The sequence below is a fragment of the Stomatobaculum sp. F0698 genome (assembly GCF_030644385.1).
Taxonomy (GTDB): domain Bacteria; phylum Bacillota; class Clostridia; order Lachnospirales; family Lachnospiraceae; genus Moryella.
Window position 1 is genome coordinate 468,846 of record NZ_CP130060.1, and the last position, 23,463, is coordinate 492,308.

Genomic DNA, 23,463 nt, shown 5'->3' on the forward strand with positions numbered 1-23,463 from the left:
CGGAGGGAGAGAGATGAATTATACAATTATCATTGTCTCGTTTGCGATTGTCGGTATCGTCGGACTGATTTGCGGCATGGGTCTCGGCGTTGCAAGCGAGAAGTTCAAAGTAGAAGTAGATGAGAAGGAACTTGCGGTCCGCGAGGCGCTGCCCGGCAACAACTGCGGTGCCTGCGGTTTTCCGGGCTGTGACGGCTGCGCGCACGCGATTGCAATCGGCGAAGCGGCGGTCACCCAATGTCCGGTCGGCGGCAAGCCGGTCGCACAGAAGATTGCGGACATCATGGGTGTCCAGGCGGGCGAGGCGGTCAAGAAGGTCGCAATGGTCCGTTGCTCCGGTACCTGTGACAAGGCGATTAAGCGCGCCAAGAACGTGGGTCCGATCGACTGTAACCAGATGTCGGTCATGCCCGGCGGCGGCGATCTCGGCTGTGAGTTCGGCTGCCTCGGCGGCGGTTCCTGCGTGAAGGTCTGCGAATTCGATGCCATTCATGTGGTGGACGGCATTGCCGTGGTCGACAAGGAGAAGTGCGTGGCCTGCGGTCTCTGCGTGAAGGCTTGCCCGCGCCACATCATCGAGATGACGACCTACAAGGCAAAGTACCACGTGAGATGTATGTCGCAGGAGAAGGGCAAGGCGGTCAAGGATGTCTGCCAGGCGGGCTGCATCGGCTGCACGCTCTGCGTGAAGGAGTGTAAGTTTGACGCCATCCACATGAACGGAAACGTCGCGCAGATCGACTACGACAAGTGCGTGAACTGCGGCGCCTGCGCGAGAAAGTGCCCGGTCAGCGTCATCAACTAAAGCGCTGCGACAACAAGAAAAGTCAGCAACGCATACCTATCAAAGAAGCGCTCTGTCCATAAAGGACAGGGCGCTTCTTTTGCTGTTTAATTCTGTAAAATACGGCCAGAAAAAAGTTTAGAGAAAATTTATAAAATATTTACAAAAGCATAACATATATCAGATTGATATGATATATAATTACATTGCAGCTGCACAACATGTGGGATTTAGCAAGAGAATTGAGAGGTTTGGGATGAAAAAAGTACTGTTTGCTTTAGGAGTCCTTGTTTCCGCATGGCTGATGTCGACAAGCGTATTTGCAGCCAGCCGGACTATTCAGGTGGACGGTGAGAATATCGTTGTTGAAACGATAGGCAATGCTGAGTTTTGTGAGCCGGACACGGAAGTAAGAAGAGGGAAGCGCTCTGTGGAGTACTTCGAGTTTTATATCAATGATTATGTCGAAACGGCTCTCATCACGAATCGAAACAGAAAATGGAGAGTACAAACTCATGCGTATCTGCGTGACAATTTAACAGGAGAGACGGATGCCAGCGGAAGAATGACCTATACAGTGTCTATCCGTGATGCTTCAGGGCGCGCATTGTTTTCTTATCGTGGAAAAACAGATGATGTTTATGGCGGAGTGACATTTTCGAAGGTTCCAAAGAGGCAGCTTCGGATTTCTGTATCAAAGAAGAAGAGCGGGAACTGGTTTTTAAAAGGAGAAGGTGACACGCAATTTTTGGACTGATGAGATATCGTAGTGCACGTATAATATTGCTTGGCTCTTTACTGTTAGGTGTTTTCCTCGGTTGCATCGGTATGAAGCAATATGAGAGCCGGAAGAATCAAAGCTATGTCGGAACGGAGGAACAGGACAGCGCCGCGTATCTCGGGACACCGCTCTACAGCGATATGCCGATTGAAGGCTATGAGAATCCAGCGCCGCAGCTGGTGCTATATCGCATGAAGAAAGCAGATCTCGGCAGAGTGAACATGGATGCGCTGCGGCGGCAGTACCGCTCGAATAAAAACCTGCTCTGCTTTGTGTTCGAGGATCAAACAGCGCTTCTGGTGGAGACAAGTGACGGGAGAACCCGATTTGCAGGCTGGAATCCCGAGAAAGAGAGACTCTCGCTGTTGCCGTAAAGCCACAGAGGTTTGGCAAAATTTTGCGGACGCGAAAGCGCCCTGTCCGTAGCGGACAGGGCGCTTCTTTTGCCTTGCAAGGCGTGTTTTAGCGTTCCGATATCTGCACGACCAGGCGGTGCGGCAGGCAGGCAATGATTTCGCCGGTGCGGGAGATGCGCCCGGTGTGCACGCAGACCTTGTCGGGGCAGTTGGCCTCGCTGATCCAGGCCTCGCCGTTATGAATGATGAGGGTATTTACGCCGCCGTCCGAGGTTTGGAATACATCTTCGCGGTCTTTCGAAAGCGGATAGTCGCCGACCACCGTTCCGTACTGCGAGACAATGACGCGCATACCGCGCTTGCTGCTTCCGAGTCGCTGCCAAAGGAGCAAAAGCAGTCCCAAGACACAGAGGACGGCGATGAGAATCAGTTCGCGTTTTCGCTTGTCTGTCATGTATTTTCCTCCCCGGGGAGCCCGAAGCGGGAAAGAGACGAATTCTGGTAGCGGGCATCTTGGGTCACCTCCGGACCGAACCAGGCGGGCGGCAAAAAGCGCGCCGCACTCTCTTCGTCGGGGAACTCCACTTCGACGAGCCAAAGCCCCGACAGCGCCCCGTGAAACACATCGAGTTCCGCGGTGAGCTCTGTGCCGAAGAGCGGAATTCGATAGCGTGTCTTCTCGATGCGGAGACCGTCACACTTTTCGAGAAGGTGGGTAAAGCTCTCCGCCGTGAGCGGCAGATTATACTCTGTCCGCTTCATAAGGCCGCTGCCCTTATAGGTGAGAACATAGGTCTCGCCCTCGCGCCGCACACGCAGGGTCGGCGAAGTCGAGAGATAGCCCTGTAGATACTCCTGATGCGGAAAGTCGTTCAGCGCTTCCGGCAGTGCGTCGATTAAAAATTTGCGTTCTATTTCCATGTGTTCCGTGTGTTCCATACAAAATAACCTCTCGTTTCCGTAAAAAACGGCTTATCTGTTTTCGTAAAAAACGTCTTGCCCGGGTTCGTAAAAACCGACTCAACTGCTTTTGGAAAAAAACAGCTTTCTTGTTTTCGCACCAAACCGTCTTTCTGTTACGTACCAACCGCCCCTTCTCTGACGCGGACTGCGCTGATTGTGTCTCGCTCGGTGTTCGGTCGAGTGAATCGTGCGAAAGCGGCTGTCACAGGACAAGTGCGAATCCGATGCGCCGTTCAGTCGATCGGTCATGAAGTAGGCAGTACTATCTTACGCGTTCGCTGTCTATTTTTCCATGGCAATTTTATCCGGCAAGCTTCCTTGTTGAATGTTGAAGTGAAACGCTCAAAGCGCGGAATCGCGGCCGCCGAACTTGAACTTTTGTACAAAAAAGAGTACAATACAAACAGAACGATAGTTCGGACGCAGAGTGTCCGTTTAGAAAGGATGAGACCATGACAGAGCGTATTTCGAAGGAAGTTGTCGAGAAACTGATGCACGCACCCAGTGCCTGCAAAGAAGCGGTGCAGGCGGGCGAGCGTTATTTAGAGGCAGTCGGTACCCCGGAGGAGGAAGCGGCGCGAAAGGCACTGGTAGAGGAACTCAAGGAGGATGTGACGGACATTGACGGGCTCATTGCCTTTGCGTCTTCCCCGGCGGGAGAGGCTGTCTTTGGCAAGGAGGGCGCGGAAGCAACCCGGAAGGCGGCCGAAGCTGCCAAGGCGGGCGGCGAACACTACTGCATCTGCGATGCCTGCCAAGCGGGCGCGGAGATACTCCGGGAAGCCGGTGAGGTGTGAGCGAAATGGAACTCTTGAGAGAAGAATTTACGCTCTTACAGCGTGAATGTCTGGCCTGCGGGAGAGCGGGGGCTTCCTATCTGCTACTGCAACCCGCGGATGAGCATGACCTTTCGGGCATCGAAGAAGAAGCAAAGCTGCTCGCGGCCTTTGAGGACAAGGGGCAGCTTCCCGGACACGGCCTTTTGATCGCGGTCCGTGTAAACGACTGGTCTTCGGAGCTCTCCCCCTGGGAAGCGCCCCAACCTTCGGGCAGTGCCCTCTTCGGCGACGGTGCACCCGCTTTTTTGGAAAAGCTGCTCGCCTTAATCCCGGAACTGCAACGCCGCTTCGGTCTCTCGGAGGATTGCCCGGTGTTACTCGGCGGCTACTCGCTCGCGGGCTTTTTCTCGCTCTGGGCGGCGTACCGGACGGATGCGTTTCAGGCGGTTGCGGCGGCATCGCCCTCCCTTTGGTTCCAAGGTTTTATGAAGTATCAGCGAGGCCGTAAGCCGAGGGTAGAAGCGGTCTCGTTAAGCCTCGGCGACAAGGAGGAAAAAACAAGAAACGAAATGATGGCGAGCTGCGGAAGCGCGATGCGGCAGTACTATGAAGAACTTTCGGAGCTTATGGAACCCGGTGCTCTGGTATTAGAGTGGAATCCCGGCGGCCACTTTGACGAGAATGCGAAACGAACGGCGCGCGTCTTCTATCTCGCGGAGAAGATGCTTGCCCGCCGCGCTTGAAAAGCATTGTTACAACGGGGGCTCTGTGCTATACTGTTCTACTGAATACGTCTCATTTGCAAGAAGTATGCTAATTCAGAGAGAACAGATATCTAGGAGGAAGCCCCGATGGCATTTAAGGTAGAGCAGAAAGAAAACAATATGGCAGTGATCACGGTGACCGTGCCGAAGGAAGATTTTCAGAAGGCAATCACCGCAGCGTACAACCGCGAGAAGTCGAAGTATCAGGTGCAGGGTTTCCGGAAGGGCCATGTCCCGCAGGCTGTGATCGAGAAGTACTACGGCCAGGGCGTCTTCTTTGAGAGCGCTGTGAACAGCTGCATCAATGATACCTATCCGGAGGCTTCGAAGGAGAGCGGTCTCACGATCGTGTCCCGCCCGGAGATCAATGTGACCGAGATTGGCAAGGATCAGGATCTGGTCTACACGGCTACGGTTGCGACCAAGCCGGAAGTGAAGCTCGGCGCTTACAAGGGCATTGAGGTCAAGAAGGCAGATGCCGAGGTGACCGAGGAGGATCTCAACGAGGCTCTGCAGAAGGAGCGCGAGAAGAACGCGCGCCTCGTGACGGTCGATGACCGCGCGGCGGAGACCGGCGACAGTGTCAAGATTGACTTTGACGGCAGCATTGACGGCGTTCACTTTGACGGCGGCAAGGGCGAGAACTACCCGCTGGTGCTTGGTAGCGGCAGCTTCATCGACGGCTTCGAGGAGCAGATTGTGGGGCACAAGACCGGCGACAGCTTCGATGTCAACGTGACCTTCCCGGAGGAGTACCATGCGAAGGAACTCGCGGGCAAGCCGGCAGTCTTTGCCTGCAAGCTGCTTGAGATCCAGAGAAAGGATCTTCCGGAGCTGAACGATGAGTTCGCAAGCGAAATTTCGCAGTTTGAGACCCTCGACGAGTACAAGGCTGACTTAAAGAAGCAGCTCGAAGAGGCAAAGGCGAAGGCAGCTGCTGCGCAGAACGAGAACAATGTCGTGGAGAAGGTGGTCGAGAACGCAGAAATCGAGCTTCCGGCACCGATGGTCGACATGCAGTGCGAGCAGATGCTCGACGACTATGCGCGTCGCATGCAGTCTCAGGGCCTGCCGCTTGAGCAGTACATGCAGTACACCGGCATGACGGTGGAGAAGCTGAAGGAGCAGTTCCGCCCGCAGGCCGAGAGAAACTTAAAGACCAGACTGGTGCTTGAGGAGATTGTGAAGGCAGAGAACATTGCGGTCAGCGAGGAGGCAATCGACGCTGAAATCGAGAAGATGGCGGCTGCTTACAAAATCGAGCCCGCGAAGATGAAGGAGTATGTCGGCGCCGAGCAGAGAGAAGAGCTCGCGATGGATCTTAAGATTCAGGAGGCGGTCGACTTCCTCGTTGCAGAGGCAAAGCTTCAGTGAATGTCAGGAGAAATCAAATGAGTTTAGTACCTTATGTCGTGGAAGATTCCGGCCGGGGCGAGCGGAGTTACGATATCTTTTCCCGCCTCTTAAAGGACAGAATCATCTTCCTCGATGAGGATGTCAACGATGTCAGCGCGGGCCTCGTGGTCGCGCAGCTCCTCTTCCTCGAGTCCGAGGATCCGGATAAGGACATCAACCTCTACATCAACAGCCCCGGCGGCAGTGTTACGGCGGGTATGGCAATTTACGACACCATGCAGTATGTGAAGTGCGATGTCTCGACCATCTGCATCGGCATGGCGGCGAGCATGGGCGCGTTCCTGCTTTCGGGCGGAACGAAGGGCAAGCGCTATGCGCTCCCGAACGCGGAGATTATGATTCATCAGCCTTCCGGCGGTGCTCGCGGCCAGGAGACGGAAATCCGCATTGCGGCGGAGCAGATCCTCAAGACGCGCAGCAAGTTAAACGAGATTCTTGCCGCGAACACCGGCAAGGACATCGAGGTGATTGCGCGCGACACCGAGAGAGATAACTACATGACGGCGGAAGAGGCAAAGGCCTACGGCCTGATTGACGCGGTTATCGCGCATCACTGAGTCGTATAAAAGAGAAGGGAAGAAGCATGCCCAATAAGAATGGCGAACATGTGCGCTGCTCTTTCTGCGGCAAGACAGAGGACCATGTCAAGAAACTTCTGTCCGGCCCGAACGGCGTCTACATTTGCGACGAGTGCGTGGCACTTTGCAATGAGATATTGAGCGAAGAGTTTGACCGGGACGAGTCTGCGGAGAGGGCATTGCAGGGCATCAACCTGCTGCGCCCGAAGGAGATTAAGGCCTTTTTGGATGATTATGTCATAGGCCAGGAGAGCGCGAAACGTGTTCTCTCGGTCGCGGTCTACAATCACTATAAGCGCATCATGTCCAATACGGACTCTGAGGTCGAAATTCAGAAGAGCAATATTCTGATGCTCGGACCGACCGGTTCGGGTAAGACCTACATTGCGCAGACGCTCGCAAAGATTCTGAATGTGCCCTTTGCGATTGCGGATGCGACCACGCTCACAGAGGCCGGTTATGTCGGTGAGGACGTTGAGAACATCCTGCTCAAACTGATTCAGGCAGCGGGAGAAGATGTGAAACGTGCCGAATACGGCATTGTTTACATCGATGAAATTGACAAAATCACCAAAAAGAGCGAAAATGTATCTATCACCAGAGATGTCTCCGGAGAAGGTGTGCAGCAGGCTCTCCTTAAAATACTCGAGGGCACGGTTGCCTCGGTCCCGCCGCAGGGCGGCAGAAAGCACCCGCATCAGGAGCTCATTCAGATTGATACGACGAATATCCTCTTCATCTGCGGCGGTGCGTTTGACGGCCTGGAGAAGATTGTCGACTCTCGTCTCGGCAGCGGCGGCATGGGCTTTAACTCCCAAGTCATGGCAAAGAACACGAGAGAAATCGACGAGCTCTTTCATCAGGTGATGCCGCAGGACCTCGTGAAGTACGGTTTGATTCCGGAGTTCATCGGCCGCGTGCCGATTACGGTTTCCTTAGACCTGCTCGACGAGGAAGCGCTGGTCAGCATTTTGACACAGCCGAAGAATGCGCTGGTGAAGCAGTACCAGAAGCTCTTTGAACTCGACAATGTAAAGCTCGAGTTCACCGAGGGTGCGGTGCGCGAAATTGCCCGTCTTGCGCTGGAGCGGAAGACCGGTGCCAGAGGTCTTCGCGCCATTGTCGAAGACGTCATGATGGATATGATGTACGAAATTCCCTCCGACGAGACCGTGGGCATTTGCACGGTCACCGAGGAGATGGTAAAACGGGAGGAAGGACCTCAGATTGTCCACCGCGAAGCGAGCGTAAAGCGCGAGCGGCAGAAACCCTCGAGACCGGGGGAGATTGCTTAAGCGGTACAACGAAATAGCGTAAGAACACGAGACACGTGACAGGAAGGCGGGCATATGCCCGCCTTTTGAGTCATTTGCGGCACTGAGATAGGAGGAGGTCATGAGGACAAGAAAACGTTATCCTGTGGTAGCGATGCGTGCGCAGGTTGTCCTTCCGGGCGCTGTGGCGCGTTTTGACCTGAGCCGCAGTCGGACGGTTGCCGCGGTGGAGGCGGCCATGCTACGGGACGGGCTTATCTTTTTGGTTGCGCAAAAAGATCCGGAGGAGATCGATCCCGGCGAAACCGGAATTTATCGCTACGGCACCTTGTGCCAGATTCGGTCGCTCACCAGGACCTCGCACAACACGCGGCGCGCCATGCTCTTCGGTATACGGCGCTGCAGTGTGGAGCAGCTGGTTCTGGAGGGCGAGGCCTATGAGGCCGAGATTTTCAATGCGCCGCTCCGCGCAATCGAAAAGAACGGCGAGGAGACCGAGGCCATGTTGCGCGCGCTGAAGGGCTATTTGCAGCTCTATGCGCGCGAGGACAAGGGCTTTGCGGAGAGGTATTTGCCGCGTCTCATTTCCGAGACCGGGCTCATGCAGCTCCTTCGGGCCAGTTCTTCACAGCTTCCCTGGGCCTGGGGGACGGGACAGCGCCTGCTCGAGTGCAATACGGGTGAGGAATTTTACGAGGTGCTGACCGGGGAGCTGACGCGCGAAATCGATGTCGTGCGGATGCGGCATGAGTATGAGCAGAAACTCCGCTTGCGACTTGACAAGAGTCAGCGTGAATTCATGCTAAGGGAGCAGCTGCGCATTATACAGGAGGAGCTCGGGGAGGCCGCGGAGGCAGAGACCGATGCAAAGAGTTATGAGGGCAGGATTGCTGCGCTCACGGCAAGTGCCGAGGTGAAACAGAGCCTGCTCCGCGAGACGGCGCGCCTTGCGCGCCTGCCGCAGGGCACGCAGGAGTATGCCCTGCAGCAGAACTATTTGGACACCGTGCTCTCCCTGCCCTTTGACCGCAGTGCGGCGTGCAAGAGCTCCCTTCGGGAGGCAAGGCGAATTTTGGACCGGGATCACTACGGCCTCGAACAGGTCAAAGAGCGCATTCTGGACTCCCTCGCCGTGCGGCAACTGAATCCGGAGGCCGCGCAGGAAGTGATTTGCCTCGTGGGGCCGCCGGGAACCGGCAAGACCTCGATTGCGCGCAGCATTGCAGAGGCGCTCGGGCGGCGCTTTGCCCGCATCAGCCTCGGCGGCGTGCAGGACGAAGCGGAAATTCGAGGACACCGCAGAACCTATGTCGGCGCAATGCCGGGCAGGGTCGCGGATGCGCTGCGGCGCGCGGCGTGCAAGAACCCGCTGATTTTACTGGATGAAATCGACAAACTGTCGAAGGAGTACCGCGGAATGGCGGCGACGGCGGCGCTCCTCGAAGTTCTGGACAGTGCGCAGAATCGAAATTTTCGCGACCACTATGCGGAACTGCCCATGGACCTCTCGCAGGTCTTTTTCCTGGCAACCGCAAATACGACGGAGGGCATCCCGGCACCGCTCCTTGACCGCATGACCCTCGTGCACTTAAACAGTTATACCGAGACGGAGAAGTTTCACATTGCGAAGCGCTTCCTTTTGCCGAGAACGCGACGAAACGCGGGCCTTAGCGAGGATAGGCTCACTTGGACCGACGGGGCCCTTCGTAAGCTCATACGGGAATACACGCGCGAAGCCGGGGTGCGCGCCGCGGAACGTTCGCTCCGTGAGGTTGCGGAAAAATGCGCGCGAAAACTGCTGTTGCGCGAAGCGGAGCGTTTCGAAGTGACGGCGGCTACGCTGTCCGACTATCTCGGAAAGCCGCGTTATCCGCAGCAGAGAATGAACCGACGCGCGGAAATCGGCCTTGCCTACGGTCTCGCTTACACAGCCGTTGGCGGCGTGGCGCTCTCGGTGGAGGTGGATGTGAACCGGGGACGCGGGCTCTTTCGGCCGACCGGACAGATGGGGGCCGTGATGCGGGAGTCCGCGGAACTGGCATTTGCGGTCGCAAAGCGGGAAGCAATCGGACGCGGGCTTCCGGCCGCCTTTTTCCGCGAAGCGGATGTGCACCTGCACATTCCCGCGGGGGCGGTGCAGAAGGACGGGCCGAGTGCCGGTGCCGCGATGGCGCTTGCACTGCTCTCGGCCTGCATCGGAGCACCCGTGCGCGCAGACCTTGCGGTGACCGGGGAAATTACGCTCCGCGGGCACATACTGCCGGTTGGCGGGCTCAAGGAGAAGTTGCTCGCCGCTGCGCGGGAGCACTTTACGGAACTTGCACTGCCCTTTGAGAACCGCGGCGAGGCAGAGGGGCTGCCGCCTGAAATTACGGCCGGACTTACGATTCACTATATCAAAGAATTTCGGGAACTTGCGGCGCTTGCGCTGACAGGACGGGGAGAAGAGACAGATGGAGAAAAAGACGACAACAGTACGCCCTTCGGTGGCAGGTGCCTTTGGGAAAAAGCGGCAGAGTGTGAAGAAGGAGAGGGAGAAGAAGAAGGGGATTGAAGTTCCGCCGGCGGTATACCGCCCGCTGATCGGCGAAGACGGGAAGAGCCAAATTAAGGATGCCGTGCTGCAGTTTGTGCTTGGCGTGACGAGCGCACTTCCGGAAAGCAGTCTCCCTGAATTTGCCTTTGCCGGAAAGTCGAATGTGGGCAAATCGAGCCTCTTAAACGCGCTTGTAAACCGCAAGGCGCTCGCGCGGACTTCGTCGCAACCCGGTAAGACCCAGACCATCAATTTTTATCGCGTGAACGGCGCGGTGTATTTTGTGGACCTCCCGGGCTACGGCTATGCGAGCGCGAGCGAGGCGGTCAAGGCAAGTTGGGGTAAGATGATAGAGCGCTATCTAAATGAGGACAAGCAGCTCCGCGCGGTCTTCCTGCTCCTGGACCTTCGCCATGCGCCTTCGGAAAACGATATTCTGATGTACAACTGGATACTGGAGCAGGGACTGCCTGCCGTGCTGGTGGGAACCAAGGCGGATAAGGTAAAGCGGAGTCAGCTGGAGAAGCAGAAAAAGCTGCTCCGCGAGACCCTCGGCGCAACAAGAGAGACGCCGCTCATCCTCTTCTCTTCGGTCACAAAACAGGGAAGAGAGGACTTGCTGCGTCTGGTCGCGGAGATGGCGGGGGAGGTTTCAGTCCCGCGGGAGTAATTCGTTGAGGAGCAGGCGGTACACGCGCTCCGGGTGCAGGGGGAAATTCCGGCAGATTTCGGCGGCCTGTGCTTCCTCGGGAACGCTGAGCTCCAGAGAGAGGAGGGCGGTACTGCCCTCGCTGAGTTCACAGCGGACACGGTACTCCTTGGTCTCGGTCAGGCGGTATTCCGCGCGCACGCTGCGTTCGTTTTCGATGCGCAGCATATTGTCCGAGAGAAAACGGTCCATATCGTCGCAGATTTCCCGGGAGAGGCGCTTTCCGAAAAAGGAGAGGGTCTCAAGTCCCTCGGGTGAGGCTGTGTAGCGGCTTCCGTACGCCGTGCTGTTTGCCAGAACGAGCCCGGCCTCGCAGAGCTCCGCGAGCGCCTGCCGCAGGGTGAAATAGCTCGTGTATTCACGCGACAGGAAAAATTCGGTGATGCGGTGCTCCGCGAGCGCGGTGTTCACCTGCTTCAACAGATACAGTATCATGAGTTTATAAAGTGTCATGGGTTCGGACAGCATGCGTACCTCCAATCCCGGCAAGTATAGCAAGCTTTGCAAGCAAGGGGAAGTGTGTTAAAATATCTTGCGGTAATATGGAGGCACAGAGGAAGGCGATGAGAGAGAGGATCAACCGACTTGCGCGGGGCGTACTGAACTCAGAAGTGCCTGTGCTTTCCGTGCGTCCGGAGAACTTACGTCTCTCTGTGCGGCGCGGGGAGATGCTCAGCGCGGAGTTTCATGCGGACAGCGAAAATGGGATACAGCTGAAGGGACTTGCGTACTCGGATGACATTCGCGTTCGGGTGCTGACTGAAAGTTTTGGCGGCGTCAGAAATCGAATTCGTCTCACGGCGGACGCTCGCTACCTGGAAGTGGGAGATGAAATCGCCGGTCACATTTTACTTGTGACGGACGGCGGTGAGAAAAAAATAGAATATTGCTTCACTGTGACAGACGGACAGGGCACGGAGCTTCTGGAGCGTCTAAAGAGCACAGAGGATTTTGCAAAAGTTGCGAAGACAGACCGCGAGGCGGCGCTTCGCATTTTTGCGTACCGGGAATTCCGGAGTGCGCCCTTCCTTCGGGATGCGGAGCGGAGCGCGCTCTACCGCGCATTTTCAAAGAGCAGCGACACGGCGCGCGGCATGGACGGTTTTCTCGCGGCACTCGGAGAAAGACCGGGAGAAAGTTTCCGGGCAACGGCGGAGAGCGAACTCTTGCCGCGCACCGCGCGGAGCGGAAAGGTCTTTCTGGAAAGTGGGGAAGCCCTGCTCTTGCCGATTGCGGTCGAGGCGCGGGGAGACTTTCTCCGCTTGAGTCAGCGCAGCATTGCGCCGGAGAAAGTGCTCGGAGAGCGCTTTCCGTATCTTTTTGACATTGACAGAAATGCCCTGCACGAGGGCAAGAATATCGGCGAACTGGTCTTTACGAGCGGGGATATTTGCCGCACGGTACGCCTCACGCTGATTGCGGGCGCACAGGAGCGCAGAAGCGCGGCGGGACAGAACCGTGCGAACGAGCCGCGGGAGGGCAGACATATGCTGCGCTATCGGAGCGCCTATGCCCTCTTCCTGCTCAGCGGAAAACGTGAGCAGCTCGGAGAGGCGGAGGCAGCGCTCCGGGAAGCCGAGCGCGACAAAGAAGTAGATGCCCAGCGGGCAGCGCTGCTCTCGGCGGAACTTTTGGCGGCGCGTGGCAATACGACCCGGGCGCAGCAGTATCTTGCGCTCTTGGACGGAAGTTTCTCGGGAAGTGTGAGTCACAGCGCGGAGCGGCAGAAGCTTGTGCTCGCGGACAGTCTGCGCAGCCTCCTATCCGGAGACGAGCAGAGAAAACTGCGTGCGAGCGAGCGCCTGGAGCGCGAGCTCACGCGGGATGGCGATGCGGAACTCTTGCCGCTCCTGCTGCTCCTTGACCCGAGCTATCCGGAAGTTCGCGCCGCAAAGTGGGATAAACTTTTAAAACTCTGCTATCGCAAAGGCAGCCGCAGCATTTATCTCTATTCCTTGCTCGCGAAGAGCCTTCGCGAGCACAAGGAGCCTTTGACGGCGCTCGGACCGGATACCTTTGCGGCCCTTCGTTTTTTACTCCGCGAACAGGCCATGACCAAGCCGCTTGCGCGGCGGGTGGCTGCGCTTGCAACCGAAACGGACAGCTGGGGCCGGGGGGCGATGCGTGTGCTTCGCGCGGTCTATGAGAAATTGCCGCAGCAGGAACTCTTGGAAGTTTTTGTGCGCGGTGCGCTGCGCCGCGGCGCGCGTGACCGCGAGGCCTATCGCTGGTACCGCGAGGCCGTGCGCTTGGACCTCCGCATTGCGGGACTCTACGAGGCCCTCCTTGAGAGTATGCCGGAGGATGAGGCCGAGCCGCTTCCGCGGGAACTGCTCTTATACTTCCTCTTCGACAATACGCTCGAAGAAGAAAGTTTAACCAAGCTCTACAAGAAAGTCTGCGAGAACCGGGAAAACGAGTCCGGCATTTGGCGCGAGTACCGCCGGGAAATCGAGGACTTCGGCTTAAAGCGCTTGCTTTCGGGTAAGGTGAGCCGCAGCCTTGCGGAAATCTACCGCGCCCTGCTCTGGCCAGGCATGATAGACAAGCGCCTTGCGGCGGAACTGCCGCGCATTCTGCTCACCCACTATGTCGCGGACGAGCGGGCCGAGGCGCACCGTCTGATTGCGGTCTATCCGGAATTGGAAAAAGAGGAGCAGGTCGATTTCCTGCGGGGAGAGGCCTATATTCCGCTCTATTCGCCGCGGGTCATACTGCTCACGGAAGACAGCGCGGGCAACCGGCGCGCGCCGAAGGCGTTGAAGCGGGAGGCGCTGTTTGACCTGCCCGAATATCTGGAACAGTGCGAGCTGCTTCAGCCGGAACAGCCTGCGGTACTGCTCAGAAGGCTGGAAGAACTCTTAAAGCGTGCCCGAGAGGGCGCGGAAAATTTGGACGATGAGGCTGTGAAGAGCCTGCGCTACGGTCTGGAGGAAATGCCGCTCGCGGAGAGTTGTAAGCGCGAGATACGCGCCGCCCTCCTTGCGAACAAGTCGCGCTGTGAGGCGTATTTACAGAGCAGCGACAAGGCACTCTTTACGGAGGCGGAGCGCGCCGAGATTTTTGCGCTGCTCGTGCAGCGCGAAAAGTGGCAGGAGGCCTATGAGCTCGTACAGGAGTACCTGCCGCGCAAACTGGATCCAGAGGCCTTACGGCAGCTGCTCACCGAGCTTCTTCGAAGCAAGAAGGCAGCCGCGGACGAGTGCTTCACCAAGCTTGCGCTCGCGGTATTTCGGAGCGGCAAGGCAGGCGTCGAGATACTCAACTATCTGGCGGCGAATTATAACGGCGGCAGTGCGGAGATGCGCGAACTGCTCCACGCGGTCGAAGAACAGGGGGCGGAGGCCGGAGATTTGCCGGCGCGTCTTCTCGCGGAACAGCTCTTCCTCGGTGACCGCAGCGAACTTCGCTGGATTTTCGCCTGCTGCGAGAAGCAGGGGGCGGTGCAGCGTGAACTCGCGGAGGCTTATTTTACGGTCTGTGCGGCCGAATACGTTCTCTCGGACCTTCCGCTCACGGCAGACCAGGCGCGGGCCATGGAGGACTATGCCGAGCAGATGCCGAAGCTTCCGGAACTCTACGCCTATGCGCTGCTCAAGTATTATGTGTCGCTTGAGAGCCTCGGAAGCAGAGAAAAGAAACTCGCCGAGCGCTTTTTACAGTCGCTCGCCGAACGGGATATTTTCGTACCGGAGACAAAGAAACTCTCCGGCAGCGTGAACTTGCCGGACAGCCTTTCGGAGCGCGCTGTTTTCACCTTCCGCGGAGAGGAGGGCAAGCGCTACCTCATCGAGTCTCGCGTTTTGCCCGGGGAAGAGAACTTCCGCCGCGCAGACTGCAAAAAGCTCTTTGGGCGCATCTATCAACGGAGCACGGTGCTCTTTGCCGGTGAGACGGAAGAGTATCGCGTGACGGAGGCGGAGAGCGGCGAAGTGGTACAGCGTGCGGTACTCCGGGAGAGTGCGGCGCGCACGGCACAGGGCAGCGGTTATGCACGCCTCAACCGGATGGGAATTATGCTGGACGGTGAGGAGGAGAGTCTTGCGGCGGAACTTTCGGCTTACGCCGCGGCGCGTGAGGCACGGAGCGAACTCTTTGCCTTGAATGCGGAAAATACGGTTTTGACAGGAGCACAGAGAGGAGCGGATGGCAATGCAATATCTGGGGATTGATCTCTCAAACAGCGAAAGCACGCTCCTGTTTTCTTCGGGAGAGCGTGAGCGCACGCTCTCCCTTGCCACAGTCATCTTCCGCGAGCAGGAGAAGGAGAACTGGTACGTCGGGAGCGAGGCTTGCGAAAAGGCGCTTGCGGGACTGGGGAGCATGGCGGAAAATTTGCTCGCCGGGAGTGAGCGCGGGGGCAGCATCCTGGTCGAAGGGACAGAGTACCGCGCAATCGAACTGTTGGCGCGCTTTTTAAAGCTCGCGAAGCGGGAGCTTATCGGGGAAGAGAAGGGTGAGGCAACGTACACGGTGCTGGTGTTGCCGGAATATCGCCTTTCTTTCGTGCGGGAATTGCGCACGCTTCTTTCGCAGTACGATTTTCCGGCGGATACGCTCCGCATCATCAGCCGGGAGGAGAGTTTCCTTCACTTTTTACGCGGAGAGCCGGCACTGCTCGAAGCGGGCGAGGTAGGGCTCTACGCTCTCGAGGAGAAGTCGTTTGCGTTTTACGCCGGCAGAAGCAAAAAAGAAAAAAATAAAGACGTCTTGCTTGCGGAGACGCAGAACATGCGAGAGGCCTTTACCCTGAAGCTCTTGAACAACAGTCAGGGAGAGAATTATGCGGATCATTTGCTCGCGACCAATGCGGAGAAGGTGCTGAGAAACCGCCACTTTGCCAGTGTCATTTTGACCGGAGCGGGCTTTAACCGCATGGATTGGTCGCAGAACTTTCAGCGTTCGGTCTGTAAGGGGCAGAGAAAGCTCTATCAGGACAAGAATGTCTTTGCGACAGGGGCTGTTCTGGCCGGCCGCGCCGCGGTCGAAAAGCGCGAATTGCCACGCTTTGTCTGCAAGGGGCGTGCGCCCGTGCGCCTCTCGCTGCTCGTAAAGCAGGAGGGACAGGAGCGGGAACTGGTGCTCGCGGAGCGCGGCGCGGCCTTATTGACGGCGGGAGGTCGCTTCCGTTTTCTTCCGGAGGACGGAAAGGACTTGCAAGTCCTTCTTTCGGACGGCGCGCGCGTTGTCAAGAGCCTTCCGGTGGCGCTCGATGTGTTGCCGGAACGCGAGGATAAGAGCTGCTATATCGACCTAAGCTTCCGCTTCTCGGATGAGAGGCATGCGGAATTTACGCTGGTCGATGCGGGCTTCGGTGAAATTTTCCCGCCGAGCGGCAAGGAGAGCAAACAGGAGGTAGAGCTGTGGGACTGATATGGATCAAAGAGACCAATCCCCGGGAGAAACTTTATCTCGAGGAGCTCGGTCTTAATGTGGAGACGCTGGAAGAGCTCTCTTATCTGATACTCAAGTACCCGCCGCTCTTTCTCGACAACTTCGTGGGAGAAAAGTTCTTCTCCTTTCTCTCGCGCGGGGCGCGACACAGCGAGCTCGCGCGGGAACTGAGGAGTTTGCAGCGCGAAAAGGCGAAGAGCGATGAAATTTTGTCGCGCTTTCTCGCGCGGGGCGGCTATGCGAGCCCCAGGCAGCAAAGCCTGTTTGCCCAGAGCGTAAAAGAATATCTGGCGTTCCCGAAGGAGCGCGCGGAGCAGAAAAAGGGAGATCTTTTTTTGTCGCTCCGAAAATACGGAAAGGCCGTTGCGGCATATGAGCGCGCGCTCTCCAAGGAGAGTTTGGACCGTGCGACCAAGAGTACGCTCCTCGACCGAGAGGGCGCGGCACTCGCGAACCTCTTTTTAACGGAGCGCGCCTTTGAATGTTTTCAAAGCGCCTATGCACTCAGAAAAGACAGGGACATCGTGAAGCGCATGTATTTTCTCGCAAAGAGCGAGCCGGATAAGGCGCTGCGCGAGCGCTTTGAAAAAGAGCTTCCCGCCCTAAGGGAGGCAGAGAAGGAGCGCTTTGACGAGGAACTCCGCGCGGTGAAGGCGCGCGCCGCGGAGGGGCCTGAGGTGCGCGAGGTCGCGGCCATACTTGCGGAACAGGATGCCGAAAAGCGCCGGGCGCTGGAGAAAAAAATCATAGCGCAGTGGAGAGAAGAGTACCGCAGCATGGTCTGAGTGCGCTTCCGAGATCAGCAGAAATCAGAGAGGACTGAATATGAAAATACTTCCGAAGACTTATACTCCCTCGGAGATTGAAGATAAGCTCTATCAGAGCTGGATGGACCGCGGTTATTTTCACGCGGAGGTAGATGAGCGGAAAAAGCCGTTTTGCATAGTCATGCCGCCGCCGAATATCACGGGACAGCTGCACATGGGCCATGCGCTCGACAATACGATGCAGGATATCCTGATTCGTTTCCGCAGAATGCAGGGCTACTCCGCACTCTGGCAGCCGGGCACGGACCACGCGGCCATCGCGACGGAAGTCAAGGTCATCGAGAAGCTCAAAAAAGAGGGCAGAGACAAGGAGCAGCTCGGCAGAGAGAAGTTCCTCGAGGAGTGTTGGGACTGGAAGGAAGAGTACGGAAACCGCATCATCAACCAGTTGAAGAAGCTCGGCTCCTCTGCGGACTGGGACAGAGAGCGCTTCACAATGGACGAGGGCTGCTCGGAGGCGGTTCAGGATGTCTTCCTGCGTCTCTATGAGAAGGGCTATATCTACCGCGGCAGCCGCATCATCAACTGGTGCCCGGTCTGTCAGACCACGATTTCCGATGCGGAGGTCGAGCACGTCGACAAGGACGGCTTCTTCTGGCACATCAAGTACCCGATCGTCGGGGAGGACGGCGCCTATGTCGAAATCGCGACCACGAGACCGGAGACCCTGCTCGGCGATACCGCCGTCGCGGTGAACCCGGAGGACGAGCGTTATACCGCGCTGGTCGGTAAGCTGTTAAAGCTTCCGCTCACGGAGCGGGAGATTCCGGTCATCGCGGACAGCTATGTGGATCCCGAATTCGGAACCGGCTGCGTGAAGATTACGCCGGCGCACGACCCGAACGACTTTGAGGTGGGCAAGCGCCACAACTTGCCGGAAATCACGATTTTAAACGACGACGCGACCGTGCGCTGCCCGGGCTCGCCCTATGACGGCATGGACCGCTACGAGGCGAGAAAGGCCATGGTCAAGGACCTCGAGGCAGCGGGGCTTCTCGTGAAGGTCGTGCCGCACAGCCATGCGGTCGGCGTACACGACCGCTGCAAGACCGTCATTGAGCCCATGATCAAGCCCCAGTGGTTTGTGAAGATGGAGGAGATGGCAAAGCCGGCCATTGAGGCGCTGAAGACGGGCGAGCTCAAGTTTGTGCCGGAGAGCTACGGCAAGACTTATTTAAACTGGCTCGAGGGCATTCACGACTGGTGCATCTCCCGCCAGCTCTGGTGGGGACACCGGATTCCCGCCTACTACTGCGAGGACTGCGGCGAAGTCGTGGTCGCAGCCAAGGCACCGGAGAGCTGCCCGCACTGCGGCGGACACAAGTTCCGCCAGGATGAGGACACGCTTGACACCTGGTTCAGCTCGGCACTCTGGCCCTTCTCGACCCTCGGTTGGCCGAAGGACACGCCGGAGTACCGCTACTTCTACCCGACCGATGTGCTGGTGACCGGCTATGACATCATCTTCTTCTGGGTAATCCGCATGGTCTTCTCCGGCATCGAACAGACCGGCAAGCTGCCGTTCCACACGGTGTTGATTCACGGTCTGGTGCGCGATTCCGAGGGCAGAAAGATGTCCAAGTCGCTCGGAAACGGCATCGATCCGCTCGAAGTCATTGAGCGCTACGGCGCGGATGCGCTGCGCCTCACCCTGATGACGGGCAATGCGCCGGGCAACGACATGCGCTTCTACTGGGAGAGAGTGGAATCCGCGCGCAACTTTGCGAATAAGATTTGGAATGCGGCGCGCTTTATCGAGATGAACCTCGGCGAGACCATGCCGGCGGAGCCCGAAGCTTCGGCGCTTCTTCCGCAGGACCGCTGGGTGCTGCACCGGCTGAACAGCCTCACGGGTGAAGTCACGGAGAACCTCGAGAAGTTCGAGCTCGGCATTGCGCTCCAGAAGGTCTATGACTTTATCTGGGAGGAGTTTTGCGACTGGTACATCGAGATGGTGAAGCCGCGCCTCTGGAACAAGGAGGACCCGACCCGCGAGGCTGCGCTCTGGACGCTCCGCGAGGTCTTAAGCCGCGCGCTGAAGCTTCTCCACCCCTTCATGCCCTTCATCACCGAGGAAGTGTTCTTAAGCCTCAACGAAGAGGAGAGCATCATGATTTCCGCTTGGCCGGAGTGCGAAGCGCGTTTCTCCTTCCCGGAGGACGCTGCCGAGGTGGAGCGCATCAAGGACGCGGTGCGCGAAATTCGCCGCATTCGCACTTCGATGAACGTTGCGCCGGGACAGCAGGCGGAAGTCTTTGTGGTCTCGGAGGACAAGGCGGTGCTCGACAGCTTCCGCCGCGCGGAAGATTTCTTCCGTGTGCTTGGCCGCGCTTCGGAGGTAAAGCTTCAGCAGGACAAGACAGGCATTCAGGAGGACGCGGTCTCGGCCGTCATTCCCGGTGCGATGATTTACATTCCGTTTGCGGATTTGGTCGATGTGGAGAAGGAGAAGGAGCGCTTAAAGCGGGAGGAAGAGCGTCTCGAGAATGAGATTGCACGCGCGGACGGCATGCTCCGGAACGAAAAGTTCCTCGCAAAGGCACCGGCCGATAAGGTCGCTGCCGAGCAGGAGAAGCGTAAAAAGTATGAGGAAATGCTTGTAAAGGTGAGAGAGCAGAGAAAGCTGCTCGGCGACTGACGAGGAAAAACCATGGCGGAAGTGAGGCGTTGCCCCGACGATTTGCCGATGTGGGGCGAAAAGAAGACTTCGGTTTCGGAGGTACGTGCCTTTTTGGATGAACTCGGCGCGCCGGATCGCGCGTTCCGCATCATCCATGTCGCGGGGACCAACGGCAAGGGCTCGGTCTGTGCGTACTTAACGGAGGCGCTGATTCGCGCGGGCTACCGCGTCGGCACCTTTGTCTCGCCGCATCTCGTGGACATACGAGAGCGCATTCTGATCGACGGGAAGATGGTCTCTTCGGAAGCCTTTCGGGCTGCCGCGGAGACGGTGAAGCGCCAAGGGGAGGCAGAGCTTAGGGCCGGCCGGAATTTTCCCGCCTACTTTGAGTATCTCTACTACATGGCCATGCTCCTTTTCCGGGAGGAGGGCTGTGAAGTCGCAGTGCTCGAGACTGGGCTCGGCGGAAGGCTTGACGCGACCAACAGCTGCGCTCCCTGTCTCACCGTCCTGACCAGCATAAGCCTTGACCACATGCAGTATCTCGGCGATACGGTCGAGAAGATTGCGGCCGAAAAGGCGGGCATCATTAAGAATGCTGTCCCCGTGGTCTATTTGGACGCCGTGCCTTCGGTCACGGACATCATTGCCGATAAGGCGCGGGAGATGCAGGCGCCTGCTTACCCGGTCGCGCCGAAGGAGAGGGATACGCGCTTTTCCTTTTTGCCGGCGGCCTACCAGCGCGAAAATGCGGCGCTCGCGGAAGCGGCCTTCGAAGTTTTGAAGACGCTTATCGGCGGTGAGGCAAGAGAGCGCTTACAGGCAGTCGATTTTCCGGCGGCTGTCCGCGCAACGGTATGGACCGGAAGAATGCAGGAATTGAAGCCCAATGTGTTTTTGGACGGCGCGCACAATGCGGACGGCGTGCAGCGCATGGCGGAAGCAGGTGCGGCGCTCGCTGCGCAACGCGGCAAGAAGCCCCTGCTCCTCACGACTTCGGTGCAGGACAAGGAACTTCACGCCATTGCCGAGACCTTTGTGAAGGTCTTGCAGCCCACACGCATTTACCTCGCACCGCTCGCATCCGCGCGGAAAACATCCGAGGAGACACTGGAAGCGCTGTACCGTGAGGCGGGCGGAACGGAACTTTGCGGCAGCGATAGCGTCGCGGCGGCCTACCGGCGTGCAAGGGCGGAGCAGGGGGAGGATGAGATCCTCTTCATTGCGGGTTCGCTCTATTTGATCGGTGAAATTTTGGCGGAGGAAGGCAAATGATTAATTTTGATGAGGAGATTCGCAACTACCGCTCGAGCCTTGAAATCTCGGCGGTGGAGGACGCCATCGTCCGCAGCGATCTCACGGATATGAAGGATATTATGATGGAGCTCTTAAAGCGGAGCGGAGAGACAGAAGCATGAATGTATTTGAGCGCTGCGATCGGGCGGCAAACAGCTGCTACAACCGCGGACTGCGGCTCGCCAAACAGAGGGATTTATCCGGCGCGGTGCCGTATTTAAAGCGTGCCCTGGAACTCAATAAGAATTTAATCGAGGCCAGAAATCTCCTGGGACTCATTTTCTATGAGATGGGAGAGGTCGGTGATGCGCTCGTGCAGTGGGTTATCAGCATAGACCTTCGCACCGAAAATAACCGAGCGGTCTTTTATCTCGACGATGTCAGACGCCGCGGCGGTCAGCTCGAATCCTTCGCTACGATGATCGAGCGCTACAATGTGGCGCTCGATGCGGCACAGCGCGGGAACTACGACCTTGCGATTCATCAGCTTGCCCGCATTGTGGCGCAGCATCCGAACTATGTGCGGGCGGGGCTTTTGCTCTCGCTTCTCTACATAGAGGCGGGCGATTATAAGCGCGCGGATCACTACCTGCGCCTGGTGCGAAAAACCGACCGCATGAACCAGACAGCGGTGCGCTATGCGGATGCCGCGGCACAGGAACTGCGCCGCGTGCAGAAAAAACAGGACAAGCCGCGCGAAGAGGTGCAGAACGGGTCGAAAACCTATTCGCACCGGGAGATGTCGGACGATGAAGTGCTGATTCCCTCGACCTACCGGGAGAGCACGGGCTGGCAGACCGCGCTGAATATCGGCATAGGTCTTCTGATCGGTGCGGCGGCCATCGTCTTTCTCTATATGCCGACCAAGCGAGCGGAGTTGAATTCCCAGCACAATGCGGAGATTCGGGAACTGAACCGGAAGCTCGCCTCCGCGAACAGTGCGGTGCGCGATTCGGAGCAGAACCACAGCAGTGCCGAGGAGGAGAAAAATGCCCTGCAGGCCGAGGTCGATATGCTGACCGACGGCGCAAACAGCAAAATTTCCCAGTACCAGAAATTGGTCGGCATTGTGAACGATATCCGGAACAATGACTTTGCCCGAGCGGCCGAGCTCTATGCGACGCTGGACGTGTCACAGCTCACGGACATCGACGACGGCAGCGGGGTCTCGGTGACGGAAATCTATCAGTCGATTGCGGGACGAATGAACAGCGAGGGCTATTTGAGCCTCTACAGCCGCGCCGAAGTGCAGTATCAGGCGGGAAATTATCGGGGCGCCATCGATCTCTATGATAAGTCGCTCGCAATCAACCCGAACTATGCGCCGGCGCTCTTCCGAAAGGCCATGGCCTATAAGGAGCTCGGCGACAACGATACGGCAAACAGCTTCTTCGAAGAAGTCGGCACGCGTTTCCCGGGAACGGAGCTTGCGAGACAGGCGGAGAGCGAAAAAATACGTTAAAAATCTCTGACGGGAGACAAAATCAAAAGTCCCACCTTTACCGAAGAAAAACGGTAGAGGGGGGACTTTTTTCGTTGCGATGTCAAATCAAGAGTTATAGGACAAAAAGAGTTGGGTATGTTCTAAGGAAAACGTCTCAGTCCGTTTATAAGGACAGGGCACAGAGTTTGCCGTCCGTTTCCACGGCAAAGAGCGTTTCCGTTTTCGCCGGGGCAACACTCCCGCCGGAGAGCTCGGTGAGCGCGGTGAGGAAGCGCGCGCTGTCCGCCTCCCGAAAGAGGAGACAGAAGGAGACCGCTTCCGTAAACTGAAGGGAGAGCACCGTTCCGGCGCAATCTTCCGCGAGGCGGGTTACCTTCCCGTAAAAGCCGTAATCCAAGCAGAGGGAAAGCTGCACGGCGGGGAGTATCTCTGCCGTGACCGAGGCATTCAGCGCCTCCTTGGCGGCCGCCGTATAGGCGCGCACCAGGCCGCCCGTGCCGAGCTTGGTGCCGCCGAAGTAGCGCACCACCGTGATCAGCGTATTTCGGAGCGAGGCGGCGCGGAGCAAGTCTAGCATGGGGAGACCGGCGGTCTTTGCCGGTTCGCCGTCGTCCGAGGATTTTTCAACGGGCGGGTTTCCGTTGAGGATATAGGCATAGCAGACATGGCGTGCGTCATAGTGCTGTTTTCTGAGGGTAGAGAGTATCTCTGCGACCTCTTCCTCGCGCCGCACGCAAAAACATTGCGAGAGAAAGCGGGATTTCTTTTCCTCAAATTCGCCCTGCGCGCCTTTCAGCAGGGTGCAGAGCTTCGTTTCCGACATAAAGACCTCCTTGGCCGGTGAATGAGAAAGCGCGCCGACAACGGTAAGGGAATTCATTCAAAGGATTCGTTAAGAGCATACCATGAAATGCAAATGGCTTCATGGAGAAGATGAAACGG

Annotated in this window: 21 protein-coding genes; 17 read left to right on the top strand and 4 right to left on the bottom strand. The window is 57.5% G+C overall.

What is annotated here, in order from left to right; genetic code table 11:
* Nucleotides 1-13: 13 nt before the first annotated feature.
* From QU660_RS02250 to QU660_RS02260, 3 genes are all read left to right on the top strand, one after another.
* A complete protein-coding gene (locus QU660_RS02250) occupies nt 14-805 on the top strand; it encodes an RnfABCDGE type electron transport complex subunit B (RefSeq protein WP_304946725.1) in 792 nt (263 codons plus the stop codon).
* Nucleotides 806-1,040: 235 nt separating this feature from the next.
* Entirely contained in the window at nt 1,041-1,541 is a 501-nt protein-coding gene (locus QU660_RS02255) for a hypothetical protein (RefSeq protein WP_304946726.1), read from the top strand.
* 71 nt (nt 1,542-1,612) lie between these two features.
* The gene (locus tag QU660_RS02260; RefSeq protein WP_304946727.1) at nt 1,613-1,939 is read left to right on the top strand and encodes a hypothetical protein; all 327 of its coding nucleotides are present in this window, start codon (nt 1,613-1,615) and stop codon (nt 1,937-1,939) included.
* Between the two features lie 88 nt (nt 1,940-2,027).
* Here the strand turns inward: QU660_RS02260 and QU660_RS02265 are convergent, their stop codons facing one another.
* Together QU660_RS02265 and QU660_RS02270 are read right to left on the bottom strand one after the other, a co-directional pair.
* Nucleotides 2,028-2,375 (bottom strand): NusG domain II-containing protein, encoded by a 348-nt coding sequence (locus tag QU660_RS02265; protein ID WP_304946728.1) that lies wholly within the window; start codon nt 2,373-2,375, stop codon nt 2,028-2,030.
* Nucleotides 2,372-2,860 (bottom strand): CYTH domain-containing protein, encoded by a 489-nt coding sequence (locus QU660_RS02270; protein ID WP_304946729.1) that lies wholly within the window; start codon nt 2,858-2,860, stop codon nt 2,372-2,374. Before QU660_RS02270 ends, QU660_RS02265 begins: the two co-directional genes overlap by 4 nt.
* 476 nt (nt 2,861-3,336) lie before the next feature.
* Between QU660_RS02270 and QU660_RS02275 the strand changes: the two genes are divergently transcribed.
* The 7 genes from QU660_RS02275 (at nt 3,337) to yihA (ending at nt 10,901) form a co-directional block, all read left to right on the top strand.
* Nucleotides 3,337-3,681: a hypothetical protein gene (locus QU660_RS02275; RefSeq protein ID WP_304946730.1), complete on the top strand. Its 345-nt coding sequence runs from the start codon at nt 3,337-3,339 to the stop codon at nt 3,679-3,681.
* 5 nt (nt 3,682-3,686) lie between these two features.
* Nucleotides 3,687-4,406 carry an esterase gene (locus QU660_RS02280; protein WP_304946731.1) on the top strand — a complete coding sequence of 240 codons (720 nt, stop codon included), beginning with the start codon at nt 3,687-3,689 and terminating at the stop codon, nt 4,404-4,406.
* Nucleotides 4,407-4,514: 108 nt separating this feature from the next.
* Nucleotides 4,515-5,801, top strand: a complete 1,287-nt coding sequence (tig, locus tag QU660_RS02285) for a trigger factor (protein ID WP_304946732.1) — start codon at nt 4,515-4,517, stop codon at nt 5,799-5,801.
* 17 nt (nt 5,802-5,818) lie between these two features.
* On the top strand, nt 5,819-6,400 hold the full coding sequence (gene clpP / locus QU660_RS02290) for an ATP-dependent Clp endopeptidase proteolytic subunit ClpP (protein WP_304946733.1): 582 nt from the start codon (nt 5,819-5,821) through the stop codon (nt 6,398-6,400).
* 26 nt (nt 6,401-6,426) lie between these two features.
* Nucleotides 6,427-7,716 carry an ATP-dependent Clp protease ATP-binding subunit ClpX gene (gene clpX, locus QU660_RS02295; protein ID WP_304946734.1) on the top strand — a complete coding sequence of 430 codons (1,290 nt, stop codon included), beginning with the start codon at nt 6,427-6,429 and terminating at the stop codon, nt 7,714-7,716.
* Nucleotides 7,717-7,816: 100 nt separating this feature from the next.
* Nucleotides 7,817-10,249, top strand: a complete 2,433-nt coding sequence (lon, locus tag QU660_RS02300) for an endopeptidase La (RefSeq protein ID WP_304946735.1) — start codon at nt 7,817-7,819, stop codon at nt 10,247-10,249.
* 28 nt (nt 10,250-10,277) lie between these two features.
* A complete protein-coding gene (gene yihA, locus QU660_RS02305) occupies nt 10,278-10,901 on the top strand; it encodes a ribosome biogenesis GTP-binding protein YihA/YsxC (protein ID WP_304947209.1) in 624 nt (207 codons plus the stop codon).
* On the opposite strand, the gene QU660_RS02310 is transcribed toward yihA, so the two are convergent.
* Nucleotides 10,884-11,393 carry a DUF4364 family protein gene (locus tag QU660_RS02310; RefSeq protein ID WP_304946736.1) on the bottom strand — a complete coding sequence of 170 codons (510 nt, stop codon included), beginning with the start codon at nt 11,391-11,393 and terminating at the stop codon, nt 10,884-10,886. The two genes, yihA and QU660_RS02310, sit on opposite strands and share 18 nt — an antisense overlap.
* A 110-nt stretch (nt 11,394-11,503) precedes the next feature.
* On the opposite strand from QU660_RS02310, the gene QU660_RS02315 reads away from it, so the two are divergent.
* From QU660_RS02315 to QU660_RS02345, 7 genes are read left to right on the top strand one after another with little or no spacing between them, the layout of a single operon-like run.
* Nucleotides 11,504-15,112: a DUF5717 family protein gene (locus QU660_RS02315; RefSeq protein ID WP_304946737.1), complete on the top strand. Its 3,609-nt coding sequence runs from the start codon at nt 11,504-11,506 to the stop codon at nt 15,110-15,112.
* Entirely contained in the window at nt 15,087-16,313 is a 1,227-nt protein-coding gene (locus QU660_RS02320; protein WP_304946738.1) for a DUF5716 family protein, read from the top strand. Before QU660_RS02315 ends, QU660_RS02320 begins: the two co-directional genes overlap by 26 nt.
* The gene (locus tag QU660_RS02325) at nt 16,304-17,119 is read left to right on the top strand and encodes a hypothetical protein (protein ID WP_304946739.1); all 816 of its coding nucleotides are present in this window, start codon (nt 16,304-16,306) and stop codon (nt 17,117-17,119) included. Before QU660_RS02320 ends, QU660_RS02325 begins: the two co-directional genes overlap by 10 nt.
* A gap of 40 nt (nt 17,120-17,159) precedes the next feature.
* A complete protein-coding gene (locus QU660_RS02330; RefSeq protein ID WP_304946740.1) occupies nt 17,160-19,799 on the top strand; it encodes a valine--tRNA ligase in 2,640 nt (879 codons plus the stop codon).
* A 12-nt stretch (nt 19,800-19,811) separates the two neighbouring features.
* A complete protein-coding gene (locus tag QU660_RS02335; protein WP_304946741.1) occupies nt 19,812-21,056 on the top strand; it encodes a bifunctional folylpolyglutamate synthase/dihydrofolate synthase in 1,245 nt (414 codons plus the stop codon).
* On the top strand, nt 21,053-21,199 hold the full coding sequence (locus QU660_RS02340) for a hypothetical protein (RefSeq protein ID WP_304946742.1): 147 nt from the start codon (nt 21,053-21,055) through the stop codon (nt 21,197-21,199). Before QU660_RS02335 ends, QU660_RS02340 begins: the two co-directional genes overlap by 4 nt.
* Nucleotides 21,196-22,539 carry a tetratricopeptide repeat protein gene (locus QU660_RS02345; protein ID WP_304946743.1) on the top strand — a complete coding sequence of 448 codons (1,344 nt, stop codon included), beginning with the start codon at nt 21,196-21,198 and terminating at the stop codon, nt 22,537-22,539. The genes QU660_RS02340 and QU660_RS02345 overlap by 4 nt, the downstream gene beginning before the upstream one ends.
* Nucleotides 22,540-22,684: 145 nt before the next feature.
* Here the strand turns inward: QU660_RS02345 and QU660_RS02350 are convergent, their stop codons facing one another.
* The gene (locus tag QU660_RS02350; protein WP_304946744.1) at nt 22,685-23,344 is read right to left on the bottom strand and encodes an IMPACT family protein; all 660 of its coding nucleotides are present in this window, start codon (nt 23,342-23,344) and stop codon (nt 22,685-22,687) included.
* Nucleotides 23,345-23,463 lie beyond the last annotated feature (119 nt).

Excerpts from the sequence above, each read along its gene's own strand:
- QU660_RS02250 (WP_304946725.1), top strand. The coding sequence starts at position 14 with ATGAATTATACAATTATCATTGTCTCGTTTGCGATTGTCGGTATCGTC.
- QU660_RS02255 (WP_304946726.1), top strand. The coding sequence starts at position 1,041 with ATGAAAAAAGTACTGTTTGCTTTAGGAGTCCTTGTTTCCGCATGGCTG.
- QU660_RS02260 (WP_304946727.1), top strand. The coding sequence starts at position 1,613 with ATGAAGCAATATGAGAGCCGGAAGAATCAAAGCTATGTCGGAACGGAG.
- QU660_RS02265 (WP_304946728.1), bottom strand. The coding sequence starts at position 2,375 with ATGACAGACAAGCGAAAACGCGAACTGATTCTCATCGCCGTCCTCTGT.
- QU660_RS02270 (WP_304946729.1), bottom strand. The coding sequence starts at position 2,860 with ATGGAACACACGGAACACATGGAAATAGAACGCAAATTTTTAATCGAC.
- QU660_RS02275 (WP_304946730.1), top strand. The coding sequence starts at position 3,337 with ATGACAGAGCGTATTTCGAAGGAAGTTGTCGAGAAACTGATGCACGCA.
- QU660_RS02280 (WP_304946731.1), top strand. The coding sequence starts at position 3,687 with ATGGAACTCTTGAGAGAAGAATTTACGCTCTTACAGCGTGAATGTCTG.
- tig (WP_304946732.1), top strand. The coding sequence starts at position 4,515 with ATGGCATTTAAGGTAGAGCAGAAAGAAAACAATATGGCAGTGATCACG.
- clpP (WP_304946733.1), top strand. The coding sequence starts at position 5,819 with ATGAGTTTAGTACCTTATGTCGTGGAAGATTCCGGCCGGGGCGAGCGG.
- clpX (WP_304946734.1), top strand. The coding sequence starts at position 6,427 with ATGCCCAATAAGAATGGCGAACATGTGCGCTGCTCTTTCTGCGGCAAG.
- lon (WP_304946735.1), top strand. The coding sequence starts at position 7,817 with ATGAGGACAAGAAAACGTTATCCTGTGGTAGCGATGCGTGCGCAGGTT.
- QU660_RS02310 (WP_304946736.1), bottom strand. The coding sequence starts at position 11,393 with ATGACACTTTATAAACTCATGATACTGTATCTGTTGAAGCAGGTGAAC.
- QU660_RS02315 (WP_304946737.1), top strand. The coding sequence starts at position 11,504 with ATGAGAGAGAGGATCAACCGACTTGCGCGGGGCGTACTGAACTCAGAA.
- QU660_RS02320 (WP_304946738.1), top strand. The coding sequence starts at position 15,087 with ATGGCAATGCAATATCTGGGGATTGATCTCTCAAACAGCGAAAGCACG.
- QU660_RS02330 (WP_304946740.1), top strand. The coding sequence starts at position 17,160 with ATGAAAATACTTCCGAAGACTTATACTCCCTCGGAGATTGAAGATAAG.
- QU660_RS02335 (WP_304946741.1), top strand. The coding sequence starts at position 19,812 with ATGGCGGAAGTGAGGCGTTGCCCCGACGATTTGCCGATGTGGGGCGAA.
- QU660_RS02340 (WP_304946742.1), top strand. The coding sequence starts at position 21,053 with ATGATTAATTTTGATGAGGAGATTCGCAACTACCGCTCGAGCCTTGAA.
- QU660_RS02345 (WP_304946743.1), top strand. The coding sequence starts at position 21,196 with ATGAATGTATTTGAGCGCTGCGATCGGGCGGCAAACAGCTGCTACAAC.
- QU660_RS02350 (WP_304946744.1), bottom strand. The coding sequence starts at position 23,344 with ATGTCGGAAACGAAGCTCTGCACCCTGCTGAAAGGCGCGCAGGGCGAA.